The organism is Hahella sp. KA22, assembly GCF_004135205.1.
Lineage (GTDB): Bacteria > Pseudomonadota > Gammaproteobacteria > Pseudomonadales > Oleiphilaceae > Hahella.
Window position 1 is genome coordinate 589,453 of record NZ_CP035490.1, and the last position, 21,828, is coordinate 611,280.

The 21,828-nt window shown below is 55.9% G+C and carries 17 protein-coding genes and 1 tRNA gene; 3 read left to right on the forward strand and 15 right to left on the reverse strand.

Annotated features, from left to right (window positions below; genetic code table 11):
• Positions 1-55 precede the first annotated feature (55 nt).
• On the reverse strand, positions 56-1,342 hold the full coding sequence (locus EUZ85_RS02620; RefSeq protein ID WP_127967780.1) for a hypothetical protein: 1,287 nt from the start codon (positions 1,340-1,342) through the stop codon (positions 56-58).
• 274 nt (positions 1,343-1,616) lie between these two features.
• On the opposite strand from EUZ85_RS02620, the gene EUZ85_RS02625 reads away from it, so the two are divergent.
• Positions 1,617-1,943, forward strand: a complete 327-nt coding sequence (locus EUZ85_RS02625) for a metalloregulator ArsR/SmtB family transcription factor (protein ID WP_127967781.1) — start codon at positions 1,617-1,619, stop codon at positions 1,941-1,943.
• Between the two features lie 90 nt (positions 1,944-2,033).
• Here the strand turns inward: EUZ85_RS02625 and EUZ85_RS02630 are convergent, their stop codons facing one another.
• The 8 genes from EUZ85_RS02630 to glyQ all read right to left on the reverse strand — a co-directional run bounded on the left by EUZ85_RS02630 (position 2,034) and on the right by glyQ (position 11,998).
• The gene (locus EUZ85_RS02630) at positions 2,034-3,383 is read right to left on the reverse strand and encodes a lyase family protein (RefSeq protein WP_241567111.1); all 1,350 of its coding nucleotides are present in this window, start codon (positions 3,381-3,383) and stop codon (positions 2,034-2,036) included.
• Between the two features lie 46 nt (positions 3,384-3,429).
• Positions 3,430-3,804 carry a hypothetical protein gene (locus tag EUZ85_RS02635; RefSeq protein ID WP_127967783.1) on the reverse strand — a complete coding sequence of 125 codons (375 nt, stop codon included), beginning with the start codon at positions 3,802-3,804 and terminating at the stop codon, positions 3,430-3,432.
• An 81-nt stretch (positions 3,805-3,885) separates the two neighbouring features.
• The gene (locus EUZ85_RS02640) at positions 3,886-5,442 is read right to left on the reverse strand and encodes a Na/Pi cotransporter family protein (protein WP_127967784.1); all 1,557 of its coding nucleotides are present in this window, start codon (positions 5,440-5,442) and stop codon (positions 3,886-3,888) included.
• Positions 5,443-5,501: 59 nt separating this feature from the next.
• Positions 5,502-7,637 (reverse strand): SO2930 family diheme c-type cytochrome, encoded by a 2,136-nt coding sequence (locus tag EUZ85_RS02645; RefSeq protein WP_127967785.1) that lies wholly within the window; start codon positions 7,635-7,637, stop codon positions 5,502-5,504.
• Positions 7,638-8,244: 607 nt separating this feature from the next.
• Positions 8,245-8,321 (reverse strand) — tRNA-Pro (locus EUZ85_RS02650).
• A gap of 51 nt (positions 8,322-8,372) precedes the next feature.
• Positions 8,373-8,948, reverse strand: a complete 576-nt coding sequence (gene gmhB / locus EUZ85_RS02655) for a D-glycero-beta-D-manno-heptose 1,7-bisphosphate 7-phosphatase (protein ID WP_127967786.1) — start codon at positions 8,946-8,948, stop codon at positions 8,373-8,375.
• A gap of 19 nt (positions 8,949-8,967) precedes the next feature.
• Complete coding sequence (gene glyS / locus EUZ85_RS02660) at positions 8,968-11,046, reverse strand: glycine--tRNA ligase subunit beta (protein WP_127967787.1); 2,079 nt, start codon at positions 11,044-11,046, stop codon at positions 8,968-8,970.
• A gap of 4 nt (positions 11,047-11,050) precedes the next feature.
• Positions 11,051-11,998, reverse strand: coding sequence for a glycine--tRNA ligase subunit alpha (gene glyQ / locus EUZ85_RS02665; RefSeq protein WP_127967788.1), 948 nt, complete (start codon positions 11,996-11,998; stop codon positions 11,051-11,053).
• A gap of 194 nt (positions 11,999-12,192) precedes the next feature.
• Between glyQ and EUZ85_RS02670 the strand changes: the two genes are divergently transcribed.
• Entirely contained in the window at positions 12,193-13,125 is a 933-nt protein-coding gene (locus EUZ85_RS02670) for a lysophospholipid acyltransferase family protein (RefSeq protein ID WP_256372724.1), read from the forward strand.
• A gap of 23 nt (positions 13,126-13,148) precedes the next feature.
• Here the strand turns inward: EUZ85_RS02670 and EUZ85_RS02675 are convergent, their stop codons facing one another.
• The gene (locus EUZ85_RS02675; protein ID WP_127967790.1) at positions 13,149-14,813 is read right to left on the reverse strand and encodes a hypothetical protein; all 1,665 of its coding nucleotides are present in this window, start codon (positions 14,811-14,813) and stop codon (positions 13,149-13,151) included.
• 268 nt (positions 14,814-15,081) lie between these two features.
• On the opposite strand from EUZ85_RS02675, the gene EUZ85_RS02680 reads away from it, so the two are divergent.
• Positions 15,082-16,038 carry an alpha/beta fold hydrolase gene (locus tag EUZ85_RS02680; RefSeq protein ID WP_127967791.1) on the forward strand — a complete coding sequence of 319 codons (957 nt, stop codon included), beginning with the start codon at positions 15,082-15,084 and terminating at the stop codon, positions 16,036-16,038.
• Here the strand turns inward: EUZ85_RS02680 and EUZ85_RS02685 are convergent.
• From EUZ85_RS02685 to def, 5 genes are all read right to left on the reverse strand, one after another.
• On the reverse strand, positions 16,013-17,461 hold the full coding sequence (locus EUZ85_RS02685) for a TrkH family potassium uptake protein (protein WP_127967792.1): 1,449 nt from the start codon (positions 17,459-17,461) through the stop codon (positions 16,013-16,015). The two genes, EUZ85_RS02680 and EUZ85_RS02685, sit on opposite strands and share 26 nt — an antisense overlap.
• 33 nt (positions 17,462-17,494) lie before the next feature.
• Positions 17,495-18,868 carry a Trk system potassium transporter TrkA gene (trkA, locus tag EUZ85_RS02690; protein ID WP_127967793.1) on the reverse strand — a complete coding sequence of 458 codons (1,374 nt, stop codon included), beginning with the start codon at positions 18,866-18,868 and terminating at the stop codon, positions 17,495-17,497.
• Between the two features lies 1 nt (position 18,869).
• Positions 18,870-20,213, reverse strand: coding sequence for a 16S rRNA (cytosine(967)-C(5))-methyltransferase RsmB (rsmB, locus tag EUZ85_RS02695; RefSeq protein ID WP_127967794.1), 1,344 nt, complete (start codon positions 20,211-20,213; stop codon positions 18,870-18,872).
• A 1-nt stretch (position 20,214) separates the two neighbouring features.
• The gene (gene fmt / locus EUZ85_RS02700; protein WP_127967795.1) at positions 20,215-21,171 is read right to left on the reverse strand and encodes a methionyl-tRNA formyltransferase; all 957 of its coding nucleotides are present in this window, start codon (positions 21,169-21,171) and stop codon (positions 20,215-20,217) included.
• A gap of 68 nt (positions 21,172-21,239) precedes the next feature.
• Positions 21,240-21,746, reverse strand: a complete 507-nt coding sequence (gene def / locus EUZ85_RS02705) for a peptide deformylase (RefSeq protein WP_127967796.1) — start codon at positions 21,744-21,746, stop codon at positions 21,240-21,242.
• Positions 21,747-21,828: the final 82 nt, after the last annotated feature.

The window sequence follows — 21,828 nt, forward strand, 5'->3', positions numbered from 1 at the left end:
CTGGGCGTCAAATACCTTGAGTTAGTTAGTGTGTGCTCACAATCTGGGACGCCCTTTATTTTCCGGTAAAAAAGCGCTTCATTACCGGAGTGAGCTTATTGTTGTAACGGGAAAGAACATCATCGTCTGACGTCAGAATGCGCAGATATTTCCAATACTTCTCACCCTCTGGAACGGCCAGATAGGACACATATAAGGGCATGGGGTCTGCGTCCTCAACCAAGGCGGTGAAAATGGCGACTCGCTTGTCCAGTTTCCATTCTTCATCGTCCAGCTCTTCTCCCAGAGAAGTCAGATCGGCGCGTACATAGTCCTCAAATTGCTGTGTAAAAGAATGATTGTTGCGTCTCAGGCTGTCGCTGAACGCCAAACGAAGCAATTCATCCTCTTCCAGATTCTTCGGTTCATAGAAGCGGTCCTCGTTGATGTTCATCACCATTTCAAAGTCTCGGGGAAGGTCTTCTTCCAGATCTGACTCATCCATCCAAAACACGTCGCCATCCAAATAGGGACTGGTGCGATCGTTATAGCAGAAACCAAATAATTTTTGCTCCTGCTCGCCATTATCGAAGTCCAGCGTCAGGGTGTACCCGGAAAGTTGATATTCGCCCCGGTTTTTGGACCCGTCTCCGCCTTTTTTCTGGGAACTGGTGAAAACGCCTGAGCCTGATCCCGCCGCCAATGACTGATCTCCTGATGCGTCGCTGCTCGATTGCGCATAAACGGAGGTTCCTGTCATCGCGGAATAAGCGCCGCCGCTACCGGCGAGGCTGGAGCGGCCTTTGGTGAAGCGTCCGTCGCCTCGGAAAGTCCAGCGACGGGTGTTGACCGTGCTGCTCATACTGATCCCCGCCATGCCGTAAGCGACCATGTGGTAGAGGCGTCGGTGCAGGCGCTCGCCTTCGCGGGCGGGAACCAGACGGTCGGACTTTGAGAAGGTGCGCCACTTATTTTCGTCATCAGGAATCTTGACGCGGTAGCCGTTGTCATCGCTTTCCCAGATTCCCCAGCGCGCAGGCTGTTCTTCTCGCGACGCTTCCACATCGAAATCTTCCGGCGGCTCTTCCAGGGACTCATACGCGGAGCCGTCCTCCATCAGCAGGAGAATCTTATAATCCACCCGATAATTGGAAGCGACCATGCCTGACGTCGACTCACATATCAGAGCTTCGTAAGCGTCAGGGAGTTCATACATGGGAAGCTCTGCATTGTTAACCGGTCCTGCCTGGGCGCCGGATTCTTGAAAGGGAAGCGCGTTTTCTTCATCGCTGTCTCCCCAGGAAAAGTAAACCAGTAAAACCAGGGCGGCGATTGCGATATTGCGATAAGCGGTGGATGACATGTTCAGTTCTTCTCCTTGCGGCAGGGCGACGCCGATGAGGAGGGCAACGGCGTCTTAATAATTAAACAGGGCGATGATTACAGCATATTCTCGGCGCAGGTCATCTGGGACAAACCCCAGGTTTTTCGCGCCTGCGGAACTTGAAGGCCTAACGGCGGTCTGTAAGAAGGAAGTGCGGGGGCATGCGTTAACCATTGATTTACCCCCCGGGATGGTTCTATATGAACCTTGTCGTTAAAAACAATTAGAACTGATAAGCGTAGTAGGGACTATTATGAGTACGGATAATGTGTTTAAGGCTCTGTCCTCCACCCCCCGTAGAAGAATTCTGGCGTACCTCTCCAAGTCGCCGCTGACCGCAGGAGAAATCGCCGACCGGTTTGATATCTCCAAGCCGGCCATCTCCAAACATCTTTCCATATTATTGGCGTCAGGACTGGTGCAGGAAGAGAAAAAAGGACTTTATGTCACTTACTCTTTGGTAGAGGAAAATGTCGCTAACGCACTGATGAGCTTTCTTTCCGAAGTTTGCTCACTTAATCGTTTTACCCAAGAGGGGAGCGCAGATAGCGACGCTTTGAGCGAACCGGCGCAGGAATAGTCCAAAGGCAAACAGGACGCCTCCTCGGTAATTGTGGAAAAGTCGTGACGCTTAGGCGCCACGAGACTTTTCTTGAGCGATGGACGACGCTTACAGGCCGCCGTGAGTCAGTTTGGCGGGGTCCAGTAACTTCTCCAGTTCCTGTCGGGACAGATCGGTTTGTTCCTCCGCCACATCAATGACCGGGCGTCCTTCTTTGTATGCTTGCTTGGCGATTTCCGCCGCTTTCAGGTAGCCGATAATCGGATTCAGCGCCGTGACCAGTATGGGGTTGCGGGACAGCGCTTCCTGCAATTTGGCTTCATTGACTTTGAAGGTGGCGATGGCCTTGTCCGCCAGTAATTGGCTGACGTTGGACAGCAGTTCAATACTCTGCAGCAAGTTGCGGGCGATCAGCGGCAGCATAACGTTCAACTCAAAATTACCGGACTGGCCGCCGATAGTAATCGCGGTGTCGTTGCCGATAACCTGCGCCGCCGCCATGGCCGCCGCCTCCGGTATGACCGGGTTGACCTTGCCGGGCATAATGGACGAGCCGGGTTGCAGCGCCTCCAGTTCAATTTCGCCCAGGCCCGCCAGCGGACCGGAATTCATCCAGCGCAAGTCATTGGCGATTTTCATGATGGCGACGGCGACGGTCTTCAATTGACCGGACAGAGAGACGGCGATGTCCTGCGAGCCGATGTGAGAAAAGAAATTAGCTGCGGGTTTGAAGCTCAGGCCTGTCATCTCACTGAGCTGGCGATTGAATTCCGCGGCGAAATCCGGATGCGCGTTGATGCCGGTGCCCACCGCCGTGCCGCCTTGAGCCAGGGTGTGCAGCGCCGGTTGTGTCGCTTCCAGTGCGGCGATGCTCTGCTCAATCTGTGCGCCCCAGCCCAGCAAACTCTGGCTCAGACGCACCGGCATGGCGTCCATCAGGTGGGTGCGGCCGGTCTTGATGTAGCCGTCGGTTTGCGCGGCTTTGTCCTGAATGGTTTTTAACAGGTGGCGCAACGCCGGCAGCAACTGTTTGTCCAGCTCCAGCGCCGCGCTGATGTGGATGCTGCTGGGGATGATGTCGTTACTGCTTTGCCCGTAATTGATGTGGTCGTTAGGGCTGACTTTGTCGTCCAGAATACGGCTGGCGAGGCTCGCCAATACTTCGTTGGCGTTCATGTTGGTGCTGGTGCCGGAGCCGGTCTGAAATACATCCACCGGGAAGTGAGTCATCATGTCGTCGGCGGACAGCAGCTGCTGCGCCGCTTCGCAAATGGCGTCGCCCATTTTGGCGGGAATCAGCTCCAACTTGACGTTGGCGCGCGCCGCCGCGGATTTCGCCAGCAACAGGGCGCGAATAAAAGCCTTGGGAAGGCGTTCGCCGCTGACGGGAAAGTTGTTGACGGCGCGCTGGGTTTGCGCGGCGTACAGGGCGTCTTCCGGGACCTGCAGTTCGCCCATGCTGTCTTTTTCGATACGGGTTTTCACACTGTCTCTCCTGAGGGTTTCAGCCGGTCTGGCTGGCTTGAAAGAAATGGCTGGTGGTTCTGAGTTCGTAGAGGAACTCATTTAGCTGTCGGCGGCGGGATTCGCCATCGGCGATGCGGCTCAGCGCCGCCAGGGGGCGATAAATCTGATCCATGCACAGCGTTCGCCAGTGGTCGGGAATCAGGTCGTCCGCGAGTGTGTCCAACAAGAGTCGGAACTCCGCGGCGTACAACCGCCAGCGACTGGCGGCGCAGGCGGGCGTCAGGGTTTCTTCCATCGACAGCCACAAGGACAGTAACTGCGGGTTGTCCGCTTCTGTGGCGTAGCGGATCTTGCGGCGTAGTTCGCGGATCGCCGGCTCTTGTGTATCGAAGCCGTGAAGTGTCCCTGTCATGGATCGGATGTTAAGTTTATTAATTGATAATGATTATCATCTAACTCTGAGCCGAAGCGGACTGTCAAGCCGGTACGTCCATTAAGTCCCGGGTTTCAAGCCCGCTACCAAGCGGGCGGCTTTTAACATCTGCTCCTGCATCCGCTTATACAGGCTCAATCGTTGTAGAGCCTGATTCATCGTAGTTAACTTGAGCGTTTTCTCCAGCGCGTCGTCCAGCAATCTCTGCTTGGCCTCACGATATGAGCGTTCCGCCTGATCCGCGCTGTCAGCGCCTTCCTGCACCGTTTCCGTCACAATGGAGGGATGGCAGTACAGATTCAGCCAATCATTCATAGGCGCTGTCAGAGAGCGATCCAGCGACGGCTCCTGCTCCACTTCGTCCAGCGTCTCCAGGAGATTATAGGCGTATTGAATCACTTGCAGACACTGAGGCAACTGCTGCGTCAGCGGCAGTCGCAGCGGCTGATGCAGAATATGGGTGATGTGCTGGTTCAGTTCATCCAACAGCTCTCTTAGCTCGCGACGGGTTTCCAGCGTGCGGTGGTCGCCGGGGTTGAGCAACGAATTCTGGATATGGGCGGACAATAGCCCCTGGAAGCGTTCCAGCTCCATGACGACGGCGCGAATGGCGACATCCGGCACCACAATGGCGCTCTTATCGAGGTGTTGCAGAGAGAGCACTTTGCCGCCTTTCTGAAAGCGGGTTTTCAGCCACGCGGTCATTGGCGTCCCCAATGGCCACATCAGAGCGACGCCCAGCAGGTTGAAAACGGTATGGAAGGCCGCCAGCAAAACCGCAGGGTTATTCAGGTCCTGACGCATACCGCTGAGCGCTCCCAGCGCCCACAGAAACAACGGCAACATCGCCAGCGCCGCAGCCCCGGTGATGAGGTTGAATAACACATGCGCCAGCGACAGGCGTTTTGCGTTGGCGGTGGCGCCGAAAGAGGCCAGAATCGCAGTGGAAGTTGTGCCGATATTGGCCCCAATTACCGCCGCCGCTCCCGCTTCCAGGGGCAGCATCTTGCCGGCGATGGCGGTAAGGATAATGGCGATAGCGGCGCTGGAGGATTGCATCAGCACGGTCAATATAATGCCGACGACGACCATCCATAGCAGAGAGAGGTTGTCTCCAAAGTTGAGGTTATCCGTAAAATTGGCTCCCAAACCTTCAAAGGCGGACTTCATGGCGTCGATGCCCAGGAAAAGCAGGCCGAAGCCGGCGATGGCGGTTCCCGCCGCTTTCAGGCGCGGGCTGCGACTGCCGAGGTGAATGAAGGCGCCGATGCCGATTAACGGTAAAGCGTAAGCGTCGATTTTAATACTGAAGCCCAGCAGCGCCACCAGCCAAGCCGTCAATGTGGTGCCGACATTACTGCCGAAAATGACCCAGGTGGCGTGTTCAAACATCAAGAGTCCTGCGTTGACGAAACCCAGGGTCGCGACCGTGACGGCGCTGGAAGACTGCACCAGCGCCGTGATGGCTACGCCGCTGGCCAGGGCCCGTGAACGCGTTGATGTCCATCGGCTGAGCATGACCTCCAACGCGGGACCGGCGGCGAGTTTGAGGCCGTCCGTCAACAAGGTCATTCCCAGCAAAAACAGGCCGACGCCTCCTAAAAAATGCGCGAGCATTCCTTCTTTCTCCCCTACTACATGTTTTGTTTATTAATTGAAGTATATGGCCATAAAGCTCAGTCGCATGAAGTCAGGCTGTTGATCCAGTCCTGCATCAATACGCCGCCTTCCGTGTCGACTTGGTGACTCGCCAGCGGTGGCATCCGGTATTCGCCAGGGTGGGTCATACGTAGATAAATCAATGATATGGATGCGTCTCCCGGAGATATCAGCTTAGCATTGTCGACGCCGGTGTCGCCGTTCAATGGTTCCTGGCCACAGGCTTGGGTCGCGGACAACGCTGTCGAAAAGCGCAGGTCCATCGTGCTTTGCGATGTGCCGCCGGGTTGATGACAGTTGGCGCAGTTACTATGCAGATAAGCGCGGGCGCGACGTTCCAGGGTTGCGCTGTTATTGCCGCTGGCGGGAAGCGCGTTGTCCAGATGCGCGTCGCTCAGCGGTGCTGAGAAGACATCGATATGCGCCAGCGTTTGCAATTGGTTGGCGCGGATGCGGCTTTGCGGATATATCAGCTCCCGATTCAACTGCATTGTCTCCAGACCCAGGCTGAATCCCGCAGCGCTTGTGTGGCATTGCGCGCATTCACCTGAACCGGGAAAGCGCCAGGTTTGTCCGCTGTAATCCACGTCTTTCCCTTCCGCGACCAGCGCTGCGTCTGTTTTCGTCTCGTTCCACTGATAACTGTAGCCGCGCCAATCACCTTCCGCCTGTTTCATGAATAGGCGGGTTTCGATAATGGCGTCGTTGAGGTAGAAGTGTTTGACCAGCACGGAACCATCGGGAAACAGAAAGTCTCCTGCCGTATTGACGTCAATATAGGTATTATTGGGCAGCGCGAAAAAACGTTGTTTATCAGCGCCATCGGACCAGAAAGGCTCAATGACGGTGTAGGGAATCAGTCCAGAGGCTGGCTGCGTGGGGTTGTCGGGATTGACGCAGCCGGTTTGCGATAATAACTCTGGGACGTTATCAGAGTCTCCGCCCGAGGCGTCCGGATCAATGCGGTAGAGGCCGGAAAAAGTGACCACGTAGAGTTCCCCATCCGCTCCTTCTGCGAAAGACGCGACGTTGCGGCCGCTTTCCAGCAGAGTCTCCCGGTCATAGCCGCCGCTGCCATTGGATCTCAATCCCCAAAGGGTTCCAGAGCCGAAATCAGAAAACACATACACTCCCTTGAGACCAGGAATGGCGTCGCCGCGATAGACATAACCGCCTGTGATGGATATGCCCTCCGAATGGTCGTATTCCGCCACTGGCGCGATATAGGGACCAGTGCTTGTGCAGCTGTTACCGGTGCGGTGCATGCCTTCATAGCAGCGCCAGCCGTAGTTACCGCCAGCGGTGATGATATCCACTTCTTCATACTGACCCTGGCCGACATCGCCCAACCATAAGTCGCCAGTGTCCCGATCAAAACTCCAACGCCAGGGATTGCGCAGACCATAGGCGTAGATTTCCGGTAGCGCGCCGGGGACGTTATTGCCGGAAGCGGGAGAACCATCGTCATTCAGGCGCAACATGGAGCCCAGCAATGTGGAGACGGTTTGTCCGTTGTTGTCGGGGTCATCGCCGGAGCCGCCATCGCCCAAACCGTAATACAGCAGGTTATCCGGGCCGAAAGCGATGTGTCCGCCATTGTGGTTGGAATAGGGTTGGCTGACTTCAATTAGATTGTCCCGCAGCAAATCGCCGCCGCTATCGGAGCGCAGGGTCTGGCCGTCGTCCGCGCTTTCGAATCGGGCAACATAAGAAATCATGCCGGACGCGTTTTCGGTGAAGGAAAAATAGATATAGCCGTTTTCGGCGAAGTTCGGGTGAAACGCCATCCCCAGCAAGCCGCACTCACCGCAGGTGCTGAGACTGTAGTGCTCGGAGAGATCAATAAGCGTGGTGCGGGTGTTGTCGTTGAGATTGACCCGGTAAACCCGACCCCGTTGCTGCACGACGTAAAAAATATTATTCAGGCTGGGATGGGGCAGCATCAGGATAGCGCTGGAGAAGTCCATATCCTGCGCGATAGGGGTGAGCTTGATGGCGCTGGACCCACTGCTGTCGAAAGCCAGACAGGTGGCGTTATCCGGTCGCTCTGATATGCCGACGGGCGTATTTGCGCCTTGATCCGATTCACCTCCAGATCCACATCCCGACGTAACCAGAACTAAAGCAGAGACAAACAGAACACGCAGCATCATGCATTCCTCCTCCGGCGCTATGACTAAGCGTAACTCATCGCAAAGAGGGAATCAGTATGGAATTTGGCCGATTATGAGGGGGAATTTGGGGGTGGTGATCTGGATTCTGTGAATGCTCTGGAAGGCCCTTCGACAGGCTCAGGGCGAACGGGGATTATGCGAGAAATGGGTGCTAAACAATGATTGGGGTATATGAATACAGTCGGCGCGAGGGGATTCAACGCGCCGGGCTTCCGGTTCCGACCCCGCTAGTGTTTTCTTGGATATCAGAGGATTTAAACGATGGGTTGGGATATGGACATGGTTGGCGTGAGGGGATTCAACGCGCCGGGCTTCCGGTTCCGACCCCGCTAGTGTTTTCTTGGATAACAGAGGATGCAAATGATGGGTTGGGATGTGGACATGGTTGGCGTGAGGGGATTCAACGCGCCGGGCTTCCGGTTCCGACCCCGCTGGTGTTTTCTTGGGTATCAGAGGATGTAAATGATGGGTTGGGATATGGACATGTTCGGCGTGAGAGGATTGAACGCGCCGGGCTTCCGGGTCCGACCCCGCTAGTGTTTTCTTGGATAACAGAGGATGCAAATGATGGGTTGGGATGTGGACATGGTCGGCGTGAGAGGATTCGAACCTCCGACCCCTTCGTCCCGAACGAAGTGCGCTACCAGGCTGCGCTACACGCCGTAAACCGTGCCGCATAACATAGATAATGCGGCGGTTAAAATCAAGCCTCGTTTAGCTCTCTGAATGGCTCTCTTTGAGTCTTGCGATGGCATGGTCGGCGAAGGCCGCCAAGTCCGTGAAAACGGGGACGCCGTCCAACTCCGCGGGAGCTAATTTCGCCAGGGTGCGCTCGCCTTTGCCGGTTTTCACCAGCACGGGCTGGCAACCGGCTGCGCGGGCGGCGCCGATATCGCCGACGTTGTCGCCGACGAACCAGGCGCCCGCGGCGGACAGACCGGTTTGTTCTTCAATGCTGCGCACCAAGCCGGGTTTAGGTTTGCGACAGTCGCATTCATCGTCCGGCACATGGGGACAGAAGGCGATGGCGGCGATAGCGCCGCCATGCTGCGCCACCAGATCGAGCAATTTGGCGTGCATCCTGCCCAGCTCGGCTTCATCGAAATAGCCGCGTCCCAGACCGCTTTGGTTGGTGGCGACAGCGACGGTGAAGCCGGCGGCGGATAAGGCCGCAATGGCTTCAATACTGCCCGGAATCGGCCGCCATTCCTGTTCCGACTTGATGTAGTCGTCGGAATCTTCGTTGATGACGCCGTCCCGGTCCAATATCAGCAGTGTATTGATGCTCACCCGCTCTACCCTGTGTGGTTTACGCTTTGTTTTGCAGTAAGGAGATATCCGCCACCTGCAGGAACACGTGACGCAAGCTGGCCAGCAGCGTCATACGGTTGCTGCGGATAGCCGGATCATCCACCATCACCATGACTTTATCGAAGAACAGGTCGATGACGTCCTTCAATTCCGCCAATTGTTGCAGCGCCTGCGTGAAATTGCGCTGCTCGATAAACGGACGCGTGGACTCGGATTTCTCCTGCAAGGCGCGGAAAAGATTCTTCTCCGCTTCCTCAGTGAATAGCTCGGGATTCGCCGACTCTGCGGAGATTTCCACCTGCTCTTTGCTGAGGATATTGGAGACCCGCTTATTCGCCGCCGCCAGCGCTTGCGCCGCGTCGAGCTTCAGGAATTCCGCCACCGCCAGCACGCGCTGATCGAACTCCACTGGTTTGGTGGGACGACGAGCCAGCACGCTCAGGAATACTTCGGTAGGCACGCCCGCTTCTTCATACCAGGCGCGGAAGCGATCCAGCATGTAGTCGACGACAGCTGTTTCCAGATTTTCCGCCGGCAGATCGCCGTGCAGTTCCTGCGCCCATTGCACGCACTCGGCCAGATCCAGATCCAGCTTTTTCTCCACCAGAATCCGCAGTACGCCCAAGGCGGCGCGACGCAGGCCGAATGGGTCTTTGGCGCCGGTCGGCGGTTGATTGATGCCGAAGATACCGACGATGGTGTCCAGTTTATCCGCCAGGGAAACCGCGCAGCCGGTCAAAGTTGTTGGCAGCAGATCACCGGCGAAACGCGGCAGGTACTGTTCTTCCTGCGCCAGGGACACTTCTTCCGGCTCACCGTCGATAGCGGCGTAATAACGGCCCATGGTTCCTTGCAGTTCGGGGAATTCCATGACCATTTCCGTCGCCAGGTCGGTCTTGCTGAGTTCACCCGCACGTTGCGCCCACTCTGGGCTGCTGTCGATCTTCGCCGCGATTTTCGCCGCCAGTTTACCGACGCGAATGGCTTTGTCGTAGACGGTTCCCAACTGCTGTTGGAAAACGATAGGCTTCAGGTCTTCCAGTCGACTCGCCAGGGTGCGCTTCTTATCAGTGGAGAAGAAAAACGCCGCATCGCTGAGACGGGGACGGATGACTCGCTCGTTACCGTCGATAACCTGTTGCGGGTCTTTGCTTTCAATGTTGGCCACGGTGATGAAGTAAGGCAGCATACGGCCTTCCGCATCCACCACGTGGAAGTATTTCTGGTTGCCTTTCATGGTGGAGATCAAGGCCTCCGCCGGGACTTCCAGGAAGCGGTCCTCAAAGCGTCCCATTAATGCGGTCGGCCATTCGTTCAAGCTGGCGACTTCTTCCAACAGCTCTTCGTCGATGACGGCCATGCCGGAAGTTTGTTTGGCGATGGCTTCCACTTGTTGTCTGATCAGCGCTTTACGCTCTTCAAAGTCCGCCATGACATAGCCGGTGTTTTTCAACGCGTCTTTGTAATTGGCGGGCGTGGCGATCTCGATAGGCGCAGGGTGGTGGAAACGGTGACCCAACGTGGTATTGCCTGCTTTCAGACCCAGAATTTCGCAGTCGATGACTTTTTCGCCGAACAGCATGATGATCCAATGCACGGGACGCACGAATTCCGTGCGACGCGCGCCCCAGCGCATGCGCTTTGGAATCGGCAGCGCCGCCAGAGATTCTTCAACGATGGCCGGCAACAGGCCAGTGGTTGGCGCGCCAGACTGCTGGCTGCGAAACACCAGCCATACGCCTTTGTCGGTTTCCAGCTTCTCCAGTTTGTCCGGCGTGGTTCCGCAGGAACGGGCGAAACCTTCGCAGGCTTTGGTGGGCGCGCCGGCGGCGTCGAAAGCCGCCTGCAGAGCCGGTCCGCGTTTTTCCACTTCCAGATCCGGCTGCTTTTCCGCCAGCCCGGAAATATGCACCGCCAGACGTCTGGGGGCGGCGTACCATGTCAGATCAGAGAAGGACAGTTGCGCTTTCTCCAGGCGTTGACGGATACCTTGTGCGAAGGCTTCCGCCAATTGACGCAAGGCTTTCGGCGGTAGTTCTTCGGCGCCGATTTCTACTAAAAAATCCTGGTGGTTCATTGACTTACTTCTCCCCTTCGCTGGCTAGCACTTCATCACGGATAGAGGCTTCGGCCAATGGGAAGCCCAATTGTTTGCGGCGGTCAAAGTAGGCTTGCGCCACATCTTTGGCGAGGCCGCGCACGCGCAGGATAAAACGCTGTCTCTCGGTGACTGAGATCGCGTGCCGTGCGTCCAGCAGGTTAAATGTATGCGACGCCTTCAACACCATTTCATAAGCGGGCAGCGGCAGGCCTTTCTCGATCAGGCGTTTGCTCTCGCGTTCGTAAGTGTCGAAGTGACGGAACAGTTCGGTGGTGTCCGCTTCTTCAAAGTTGTAAGTGGACATCTCCACTTCGTTTTGGTGAAACACATCGCCGTAAGTGACCGGGCCATGCGGGCCATGGGTCCAGATCAGGTCGTATACGCTGTCCACGCCCTGCAGATACATGGCGATCCGCTCCAGACCGTAGGTGATTTCGCCGGTCACGGGATAACATTCCAGGCCGCCCACCTGCTGGAAGTAAGTGAACTGGGTTACTTCCATGCCGTTCAGCCAGATTTCCCAGCCCAGTCCCCAGGCGCCCAGTGTCGGGGATTCCCAGTTATCCTCTACGAAGCGGATGTCGTGCACCAGGGGATCAATGCCCATTTCGCGCAGAGAGCCTAAGTACAGTTCTTGAATATTATCGGGAGAAGGCTTCAGCACCACCTGATATTGGTAGTAGTGCTGCAGACGGTTGGGGTTTTCGCCGTAGCGGCCGTCAGTGGGACGGCGGCTGGGCTGAACATAGGCGGCGTTCCAGGTTTCCGGACCGATAGCGCGTAAAAACGTGGCCGGGTGAAAGGTGCCTGCTCCTACCTCCATGTCCAGCGGCTGCAAAATGACGCAGCCCTGACGAGCCCAATAGTCTTGGAGAGTTCGGATTAATCCCTGAAAGGTTTTTACATCTGGCTTGTTTGTATCAGTCACGGTTTACACCACTTGCTGTGCATGTTTGGTTCTTTAGCCGCAGGCGCTTACTTGTCAGGACGTCGCCGGCCTGTAGAATAAAGCGGCAAATTATACTACGTGTGCGCGCCGATTGCAGATAGCCATAGGATATAGCCGCGAAATTACGCGAAAATTGCTGTTTCTGCGAAAAAAAGACGCTATCTGACGCCAGTTTGAGGTGGCGCACGCCCCGATTTCACAGGTATCTCTTGAACAAATCCAAACTCATCGCCACGCTGATCATCTTTCTGATTCGCCTGGTCTCCAAATTATCCCTACGCTGGGCGCAGCGATTGGGTGGTTGGCTGGGCGCCTTGACGTGGCGTTGCAACGCCGGCCCGGCACGGGTGACGCGCACCAATCTGCAACGCTGTTTCCCTGAAAAAAGCGACGCCGAAATCAACGCGCTGGGCGCCGCCAGTATGCGCGAAACCGGTAAGGTGGCGTTTGAAACTGGCGCGGTGTGGGAATGGCCCGCTGAGAAGACGCTGTCTTTGATCAAATCCATTGATGGCGAGCACCTCATCAAAGAAGCGGAAGACGCCGGCAAAGGGTTGATTCTGCTGGCGCCGCACCTGGGCAACTGGGAAGTGGCGGGGTTGTTTTTCGCAGCGCGTTACTCCATGGCGGCGCTTTATCAGCCGCCTAAAATCGAGGAACTGGACGACTATATGCGCGCCGTGCGCGAGCGCAATGGCTCAGAGCTTGTTCCCGCCAATAAGCGCGGCGTCATGCGTTTGTTCCATATTTTGCGAGAGCAAGGCGTAATCGGCATTCTTCCCGACCAGGAACCAGAGCTCAGCGGTGGCGTATTCGCCCCTTTCTTCGGCATTCCCGCCAATACTATCAAGCTGGTCTCCAAACTGATTGAACGCACCGACGCCAAAGTGCTTTGCGTTTACGCCAAGCGTTTACCGGAAGGAGAAGGTTTTGTGATGACGGTGCGGTCAGTGGCTGCGGATATCTACTCCGAAGATCTTGAAACCTCCGCCGCTGCGTTGAACGCCACGGTGGAGGCCTGCGTGCGGGATACGCCGGAGCAGTATCAATGGGAGTATAAGCGGTTCAAACGGCGTCCAGACGGTGAACGCCATTTCTACGACTGAATGCCCCAACGAACCGGAACCCCTTAAAAGCGGTTGCCGGTCCGCAGTGGCGAGCGCTGGGACAGGTCGCTTTCCCGCAGCACTTTTTCATCGATTGAGCCAGAACGGCTGATATTTTTCAGAGAGCTGGCCAGAGACAGATTGAAGTAAATCACGTCAGCGAGTTCATCGCCGTTGTCTGGATTGTTCTCCATGGTGAACAGACCGTGAGTCTGTTCCACAACGCCTGTCTGGATTAGTTTGTTCTGTCCGTTTAAGCGGCCAAGATTGAGCACGGGCAAACCTTCATTCAGGTTGTACGAATTAAAAACCGGGCGGTTGTAGTAACCGTTTTCGAAGGCGGGCACGTAACTGTCGACGGAATCGTCTGGATTCGGGTCTGGCGTTTCTTCTCCTGTCATTAATACGGGCGCGTAGTTGACGCCCACTTCTTTGAATGTCTGAAAATACAGCCAATGGGCGTTTTCCGTGACGGCGCAGTGAGCGCCTGGACAGGCGGTTGCAGCCAGTTCCAGGTTCACCAGATAGGCGCGGGCGTCAGTGGCGTTTTCATAATGAGCGTAGATGCGAGAGGCGCCGGTCAGGTAGTCGCCGCTGATCGGATTGATGATTTCCCGTGACTCCCCGGTCACTTTATCCACTAAATACAAACGTATGTTGTCCAGAGCGATAACCAGATAATCTGTCGTCTGCGCCAGACGACCAGTAATAGAGCCCTCACTGGTGAAGTCATGCAAGATGTTATTGGCGCCGCCTTCCAGAGCGATTTTGCGCACTAGGGCTCCATCAATCAGGTATACAGTGTCGCCGTCTACGACCGTTTTTGCAGGGTCCATGACATTGGCGTCGATGGTGGTCAGCGCCGTCAACGCCATGCCGGTATCCAATAGTTCTGCGCCGCTATTGGCGAAGACCTGGCTGTCTGTGGTCAGTAACATGTCCAGCTCGCCTGTGGTGAAGGCGTAGTCGAAGTCAGCGCTTGTCAGTCCGTCGATGCTACGCGCCAGAGCGCCTTGAGCGTCAAGTATCTCCAGGGAGTCGGCCGTGGGCCGCAGGTAACCCGCCAACGCCCAGTTGGTTTTCCAGAACGGCGTCAGGCTGAGATCGTTGGCGGCGCCATTTCCCGGCGCGTCAGTAACCGCTGCGTTAAGTGGAATTTTGAAGTAGGCGTCGTCCTCATTGGCGCATGTGGCGTCTGCGCCGGGCGTACGCACGGTGATTTTAGACTTGCCGTAGCCCAAGCCTTCAGGAAGAACGGCGGCGGCGCAAACGGTCGAAGCCAGCGTGCTGACCTGGGTCAGGGAGGACTGATCAGGTCGTCCCAGAAATAGCTTCCCGGATTCGATCATCAACATATAGCCTGCGCTGGCGCGGCTTTTTCCCAGAGGAATCACCGGCGCGAGCGTCGAAGTCGGTTGGCTGGGACTTTGCCGGTATACGCTGCCGGCGGTGATGTCGTAGCGAAACGCGAAGTTCTTCTCGGTGTCTTCGCCTGGGTTTTGCAGGCCCGAAAAGAACAGGTTTTTGGTGACGGGAAAAGGTTCCTGAGGCTCCTCCACGATAACGTCCGGTGGTTCCACTACCACTGGCGGACTGGAGTCATCCTTTTTTTCACCATCCCCACAGCCCCCCAGCGCGAGGGAACTTAAGCACAAAGACAACAGAATGTTGCGCTGGAGTTTTTCCATACCTGCCTCGCATGACGCCACTATTTTTATTGGTTTGATAACGTGAAATGACTAACAAACACATAAATTTACAGTAATTTTCGCCGTGAAAATTTGAACCAGCCTTGGTTCTGGCGAGTTGCCCATAGCCCTGACAGCCTGCTGGTTAGACAATATGAGTCCCTTTGCTATATTTTGTGATGCGATCCGCATTCAGGATTTGGAAGCGACCGGCGATCCCGGGCGCTGTTGCTTAAGTAGTTGGAAGAAGTAGAGAGGTAAGGCATCCATGAACATGCCTTGGCGAAGGAATGTATCCCCCCTTCCCGCGACAGGCGCGCTCAACCTGTTGCAACTCCCCGGTCAGCGAACCCTCGCCTATGGCGAATGGGGCGACCCCGCTGGAGCGCCGGTTTTTTACGCCCACGGCGCGCCAGGCTCACGTTTGGAAGGCGCGTTTTTTCATGACGCGGCGTGCGCCGCCGGTTTACGCTGGATTGTGATTGATCGCCCTGGCATGGGCGCGTCATCCTTGGCGGACAATTACACATTGCTGGATTATCCCAGAGACGTCAGCGCCGTCGCCGACGCCCTGGGGATTGATCAGTTCGCGGTGGCGGGTTGGTCCAGCGGCGGCGCCTATGCGTTGACTTGCGCCTTCGAAATTCCCAAACGCATTGCTTTTGTCGCAGTCATGGCCAGCTATACCAATTTCGGCGAAATGAGCGCGGCGAAGGATCTGCTATGGCGCAATGAACAGCGCGGTCCGAAGATTGCTGAAGTCAGCACCGGATTGTTTCGCACACTGTTATCTTTGCTGAGACTCACTGAACGCTGGAGTCCCAAGCTATATCTGAAGTTTATTGAAAGCTCGAGTACGGAGCAGGATTTGGCCTTGTTGCGTGATGCAGACATCCTGGAGCGTTTCATGGATAACCAACATGAAGCTTTTAACCAGGGCGTACAAGGTGTGATGTTGGATTTACTGGCGCAGTATCGACACTGGGGGTTTGCTTTATCGGAAATCCGTTTGCCGACCCATATTTATCAGGGCGTGAAAGACCGTTTCGTTCCCTGGCGCTTCGCTCAACATCTGGCGGATAACCTTCCGCTGGCGGATTTGCGTATGATCACCGACGCCGGCCATATGTTTCCGTTAGAGGCGGACTTTCAGCGTGAACTGATGTCCGCCATCCGGCGTCATTTGTTGATGTCTGAGGCTAGCGACGCCAGAAAGCAGGCGTAAACAGAATCAGCAGCGTGAACACTTCAAGACGGCCCAGAAGCATGGCGAAGCACAGTATCCATTTAGCGGGCTCATTCAGCTCGCCGTAATGCAACGCCACGCCGCCTAAGCCAGGCCCGAGATTATTGATGCAAGCGCCGACGGCGGACCAGGCGGTGACTTGGTCCAGCCCGGTGGCGAGCAGGCCCATCAACATGAACACAAACATAAACATGTAAACCGAGAAGAAGCCCCACACCGCCTCCAGCACCCGGTCCGGCACCGGCTTGCGCCCCAGTTTTACTTGCAGCACGGCATTGGGGTGTACGATGCGCTTCACTTCCCGCATACCTTGCTTATAAATCAGCAGCACCCGGATGACTTTCATACCGCCGCCTGTCGAGCCGGCGCAACCGCCGATAAAGGCGACGACGAACAGCAGGAACGGCAACAGGTGCGGCCAATGGGCGAAGTCCGCGGTGGCGAAACCGGTGGTGGTCGCCACGCTGACCACTTCAAACACGCCGCGAATAATGGCGGTGAAGGGATCGTAGGTGGAAGTGCCAATCAATACGCCGACGGTGACGATGGAGACACTCAGCAGGATCAGCGAATAAAACACGACCTCTGGATCTTTCAGGTAGACGAGCACTGAACGGCGACGCCAGGCGAAAAAGTGCATGGCGAAATTGATCCCGGCCAGGAACATGAAAACGATGCAGATGATTTCTATCAGCGGACTGTTGAAGTAGCCGATGGAGGCGTCATGGGTGGAGAAGCCGCCGATGGCGATAGTGGCGAAGCTGTGTCCGATGGCGTCGAATGCGTCCATGCCCGCCCACCAGTACAGCAGAGCGCACAGTGCTGTCAGTGAGACGTAGATATACCATAAGGCCTTTGCGGTTTCGGTGATTCTGGGAGTGAGTTTGTTGTCTTTCACTGGTCCCGGCGCTTCCGCCCGGTATAGCTGCATGCCGCCGATGCCCAACATTGGCAGGATCGCCACCGCCAATACGATAATTCCCATTCCGCCCAGCCATTGTAGCTGCTGCCGATACCAGAGGATGGATTTGGGGAGTATGTCGATACCGGTCATCACTGTAGCGCCGGTAGTGGTCAGGCCCGATACCGATTCAAAAATGGCGTCGACCAGACTGAGATGAGGGTGTTCGCTGAGATAAAGAGGCACCGCCCCGCTCAGGCTGAGCACTACCCAAAACAACACCGTGACCACGAAGCCGTCGCGTATGCGTAGTTCACTGGTTTGGCGAAATACAGGCAGCCATACCAGGAGTCCGGTCAGAAAAATACCGCACATGGCGGTAAGAAAAGGCTGCATATGGCCGTCTTCGTAGATCAGCGACACCACGATGGGAGGGATCATGGTGGTGCTGAACAACATCAGCAGGACGCCCAGAATTTTAGCTATCGCCGAATAATGCATTGATCTGTCGTGTGATTATTTTTGGTATATGCGTTAAAAGAATGCGAGTCCCACCTGGAACAGGCGCTCAACTTCGGCGATTCTGCGTTTATCCACCACGAACAGAATGACGTGGTCATCCGGTTGGATGCGCAGGTGGTCGTGAGCAATCAATACCTCGCCCCGTCTTACAATGGCGCCGATGGTGGAGCCTGCGGGCAGCGAAATTTCATCCAGACGTTTGCCCACCACCTTAGAGGAGCGATGGTCGCCGTGAGCGATCGCCTCAATGGTTTCAGCTGCTCCACGTCGAAGTGAGTGTGCGCTCACTACGTCGCCTCTTCTTACGTGCGTAAGTAAACTGCCGATGGTGGTCTGCTGCGGAGAAATAGCCACATCGATTTCGCCGCCTTGAATCAGATCGACGTAATCCGGGTTGTTGATCAAGGTCATTACCTTGCGCACGCCAAGTCGCTTGGCCAGCATGGAAGCCATAATGTTGGCCTCGTCGTCGTTGGTGACAGCGCAGAAAACATCCGTGTCTTCGATGTTTTCTTCCAGCAGCAGCTCCTTGTAGGCGGCGTTGCCGTGTAACACGATAGTCTTGTTCAACTCTTCGGAAAGCTGAATGCAGCGGTCCTGGTTATGCTCAATCAGTTTGACCTGATAGCGTCCTTCCAGTGTCTCCGCCAGGCGCGCCCCGATATTGCCGCCGCCAGCAATCATGATGCGGCGATAAGGCTTCTCCAACGGCTGTAGCTCGCTCATGACCTTGCGGATGTTATCCCGCGCGGCGATGAAGAAGACCTCGTCGTTTTCCTCAATGACTGTGTCGCCCTGAGGGATAATGGCTCTGTCCTTGCGATATATGGCCGCGACGCGTGTGTCGATATGCGGCAAATGCTGGCGCAGGTAGGCCAATTCGTGGCCGATCAAGGGGCCGCCTTTGGTGGCTTTAATGCCCACCAACCGCACCAGTCCTTTGGAGAAATCCAGCACCTGCAAGGCGCCGGGATTTTCAATCAGGCGGGTGATGTGTTCGGTAACCACCTGTTCAGGGCTGATAATGACGTCAATGGGAAAGGCTTCAGTGTTAAACAGGCCTTTCTTGGTGAGGTAAGCGGAGGTGCGCACCCGGCTGATTTTGGTCGGCGTCTTGAACAACGTGAAGGCGACCTGACAGGCAACCATATTGACTTCATCGCTGTTGGTGACGGCGATCAGCATATCCGCGTCGTCCGCCCCCGCCTGTTTCAGAATGTTGGGATAGGATGCCTGTCCCTGCACGGTGCGGATATCCAGCCGGTCCTGCAATGAGCGCAGGCGCTGGGGATTGGAGTCCACCACGGTGATGTCATTCGCCTCGCTGGCCAGGTTTTCCGCGAGGGTTCCCCCAACTTGGCCGGCGCCAAGAATTATGATTTTCATGCTAAGCGTCCACAGCTGAGACTTTCAGAGTTGGTTGTTTCCGCAATCTGGCGTAGAAAAAGCCGTCATGGCCGCCGGTCACCGGCAAAAGCTGCACTCCGAAAGACGACTGAATTCCATATTTCCCTTCAATCGGTAAGACCTCCGCGTCCGTCGCGTCGGCGATAAAGCGTTCAATTATATGCTCATTCTCTTCTTTAAGAATAGAACAGGTCGCATAGACTAATAGGCCCCCAGGCTTCAGGGTAGTCCATAAAGTTCGCAGCAGCTTCAGTTGCAGCTCCGCGAGCTGGGGAATATCTTCACTGCGGCGCAGCAGTTTGATGTCGGGATGACGACGTATTACGCCCGTGGCGCTGCATGGGGCGTCGAGCAGAATACGATCGAATGGCGTCCCATCCCACCACTGTTGCAGTTCGCCGACATCCGCTGTGCGCACCTCTGCGTTCAATTGCAGACGCTGTAGCGTGTCGCGAGTGCGAAGTTGGCGCTCCGGGTCCACGTCTACGGCGGTCAAGAAAATGTCAGAACAGCGCTCCAGTAGCGCAGCAGTTTTGCCTCCCGGCGCGCAGCAGGCGTCAAGCACCCGCTCGTTGGGTTGAGGGTCCATCAGCGCTGCGCTGAGTTGCGCCGCTTCATCCTGAACAGAGCACAAGCCAGCGTCGAAGAACCCCGGCAGACGGCTTACATCCACTGCCTGTTCGCACTGGACGCCGGTTTCTACCCATTCGCAGGCGTGGGCTTCCACTTCCGCCTCGCGCAACTGCTCCAGATAGTCTTCCCGCCGGGTTTTCTGCAAGTTGACTCGTAGCGTTAGCGGGGCCTGGGCGTTAGTGGCGGTAAGCAACTCGTCAAGTTGTTGAGGATAGGCGGCGGCCAATTTGTCCAATAGCCACTGCGGCGTCGCGTAGCGGAGACTGGGGTCCGTTTCGCTGTGCGCCAGCAATTCGTCCTTACTGCGTTGAAAACTGCGAAGTACGCCGTTGACCAACTTGGTGGCCCAGAGCTTGTTGAGTTCCTTGGTGACGTTAACGGTTTCATTGATACTGACGTGAGCGGGTTTATCCATAAACGCCAATTGATGCAGACCGCTGAGCAGCAGGAAATGAATATCCCGCTCTTTAGCCTTGATGGGCTGACGCAATAACTGCCCCAGCCAATGCTCCAAGGTCAGATAATGTCTGCAAGCGCCATAGCACAGCGCTTGCAGAAAGCTGCGGTCATTTTCTTCGACCTGTTCCAGAGCGGGCGCCATCGCGGCGGACAGAGAACGTCCTTCTTCCGCCACTGCGCGCAGGGTTTTGGCCGCAGTTGCCCGGGCGCTAAGAGTTTTGCGTCGCTTCATATCAGCCGTTTATCTCCAGGATCTGGCCTGATTGCATCAAGGGCTTGCCGCCGTTGATCAGATCCTGGCAACTGATGGGCTTGCCGCCAGGAAGCTGCAGGCTGGTGATGGATAGCACGCCTTCGCCGCAAGCGACTTTGACCGCTTCCGCCGTGCGTTCAAGAATCGTCCCCGGCTGCGCCTTGGCGCTCTCGACAGAAGCGCTTGCCGCCCAAATGCGGATAGTTTGTCCGTTGTTTTCAGTGAAACACACGGGCCAGGGATTGAAGGCGGCTATTTTGCGTTGAATCAGCGCAGCAGGCTCTGACCAATCGATACGAGCTTCTTCTTTTTGCAGCTTATGGGCATAGGTGGCCAGATCGTCTTGTTGCCTTTCACCCTGAAGTTTGCCTTCCTGCAATAGCGACAGCGCTTCTACAATGGCCGCTCCACCCATTTGCGCCAAGCGGTCGTGCAATGTGCGGCCTGTGTCGTCAGCAGTGATTGGCGTGATGGTTTTGAGCAGCATCGGCCCTGTATCCAGCCCCGCTTCCATTTGCATGATCGTGATACCGGATTCTTCATCTCCCGCAATAATCGCCCGCTGAATTGGCGCGGCTCCGCGCCAGCGCGGCAACAGCGAGGCATGGATGTTGAGGCAGCCGTGTTTGGGAGCGTCCAGCACCGCTTGGGGCAGGATGATGCCATAGGCGGCTACGACCATCACATCCGCATCATAGTCGCTTAGACGTTGACGGTCTTCGTCGTTTTTGAAGTTCAACGGCTGCTCCACTGGAATATCGTGTTTTAGCGCAAGCTGTTTCACTGGGCCGGGGAGAAGCTTGTTGCCACGACCGGCAGGTCGGTCAGGTTGAGTGTATACGGCGACGATCTGATAGTTGGCGTCCAGCAGCGCTTGCAGTGCGGAAGCAGCGAAGTCTGGAGTGCCGGCGAAAATGACTTTCAGGGGTGATGACATGAAGTTTCAGGCCTTAAAAACAAAAACCGCCATGGTGGGCGGTTAAAAAATCTTTCGGAAATGTGGACTTATGCGCGCATTTTATGCTGCTTTTCCAGTTTCTTCCGGATTCGAGTCCGTTTAACATTACTCAGGTAGTCGACGTACAGTTTACCGTTGAGATGATCAACCTCATGCTGGAGGCATACCGCGAGCAGGCCGCGGGCTTCCATCTCGTAGGATTCGCCGTTACGATCCTGTGCTCGGATCTTAACGTGGGGAATCCGTGTGACCGACTCGTAGAAACCCGGGACGGATAAGCATCCCTCCTGCATTTCTTCGGGATCGCCGTCCAGTACTTCGATGTCGGGGTTGATAAACACCATCGGCTCGGATTTGTCCTCGGACACATCAATCACTACGATGCGTTTGTGGATGTCCACCTGGGTGGCGGCCAGTCCGATGCCGGGGGCCTCGTACATAGTCTCAAACATGTCGTCGATTAACTGACCCAAAGCCGCGTCAAAGGTTTGTACGGGCTTGGCTACTGTACGCAGCCTAGGGTCAGGAAATTCAAGAATTTGGAGCTTACTCATAATTAAATTTGTGAAAAAATTTCCATTACAGATTGGATAACGCCTGCTAGTATTATCTATTAGTGTAAGAATGAGTACAAAC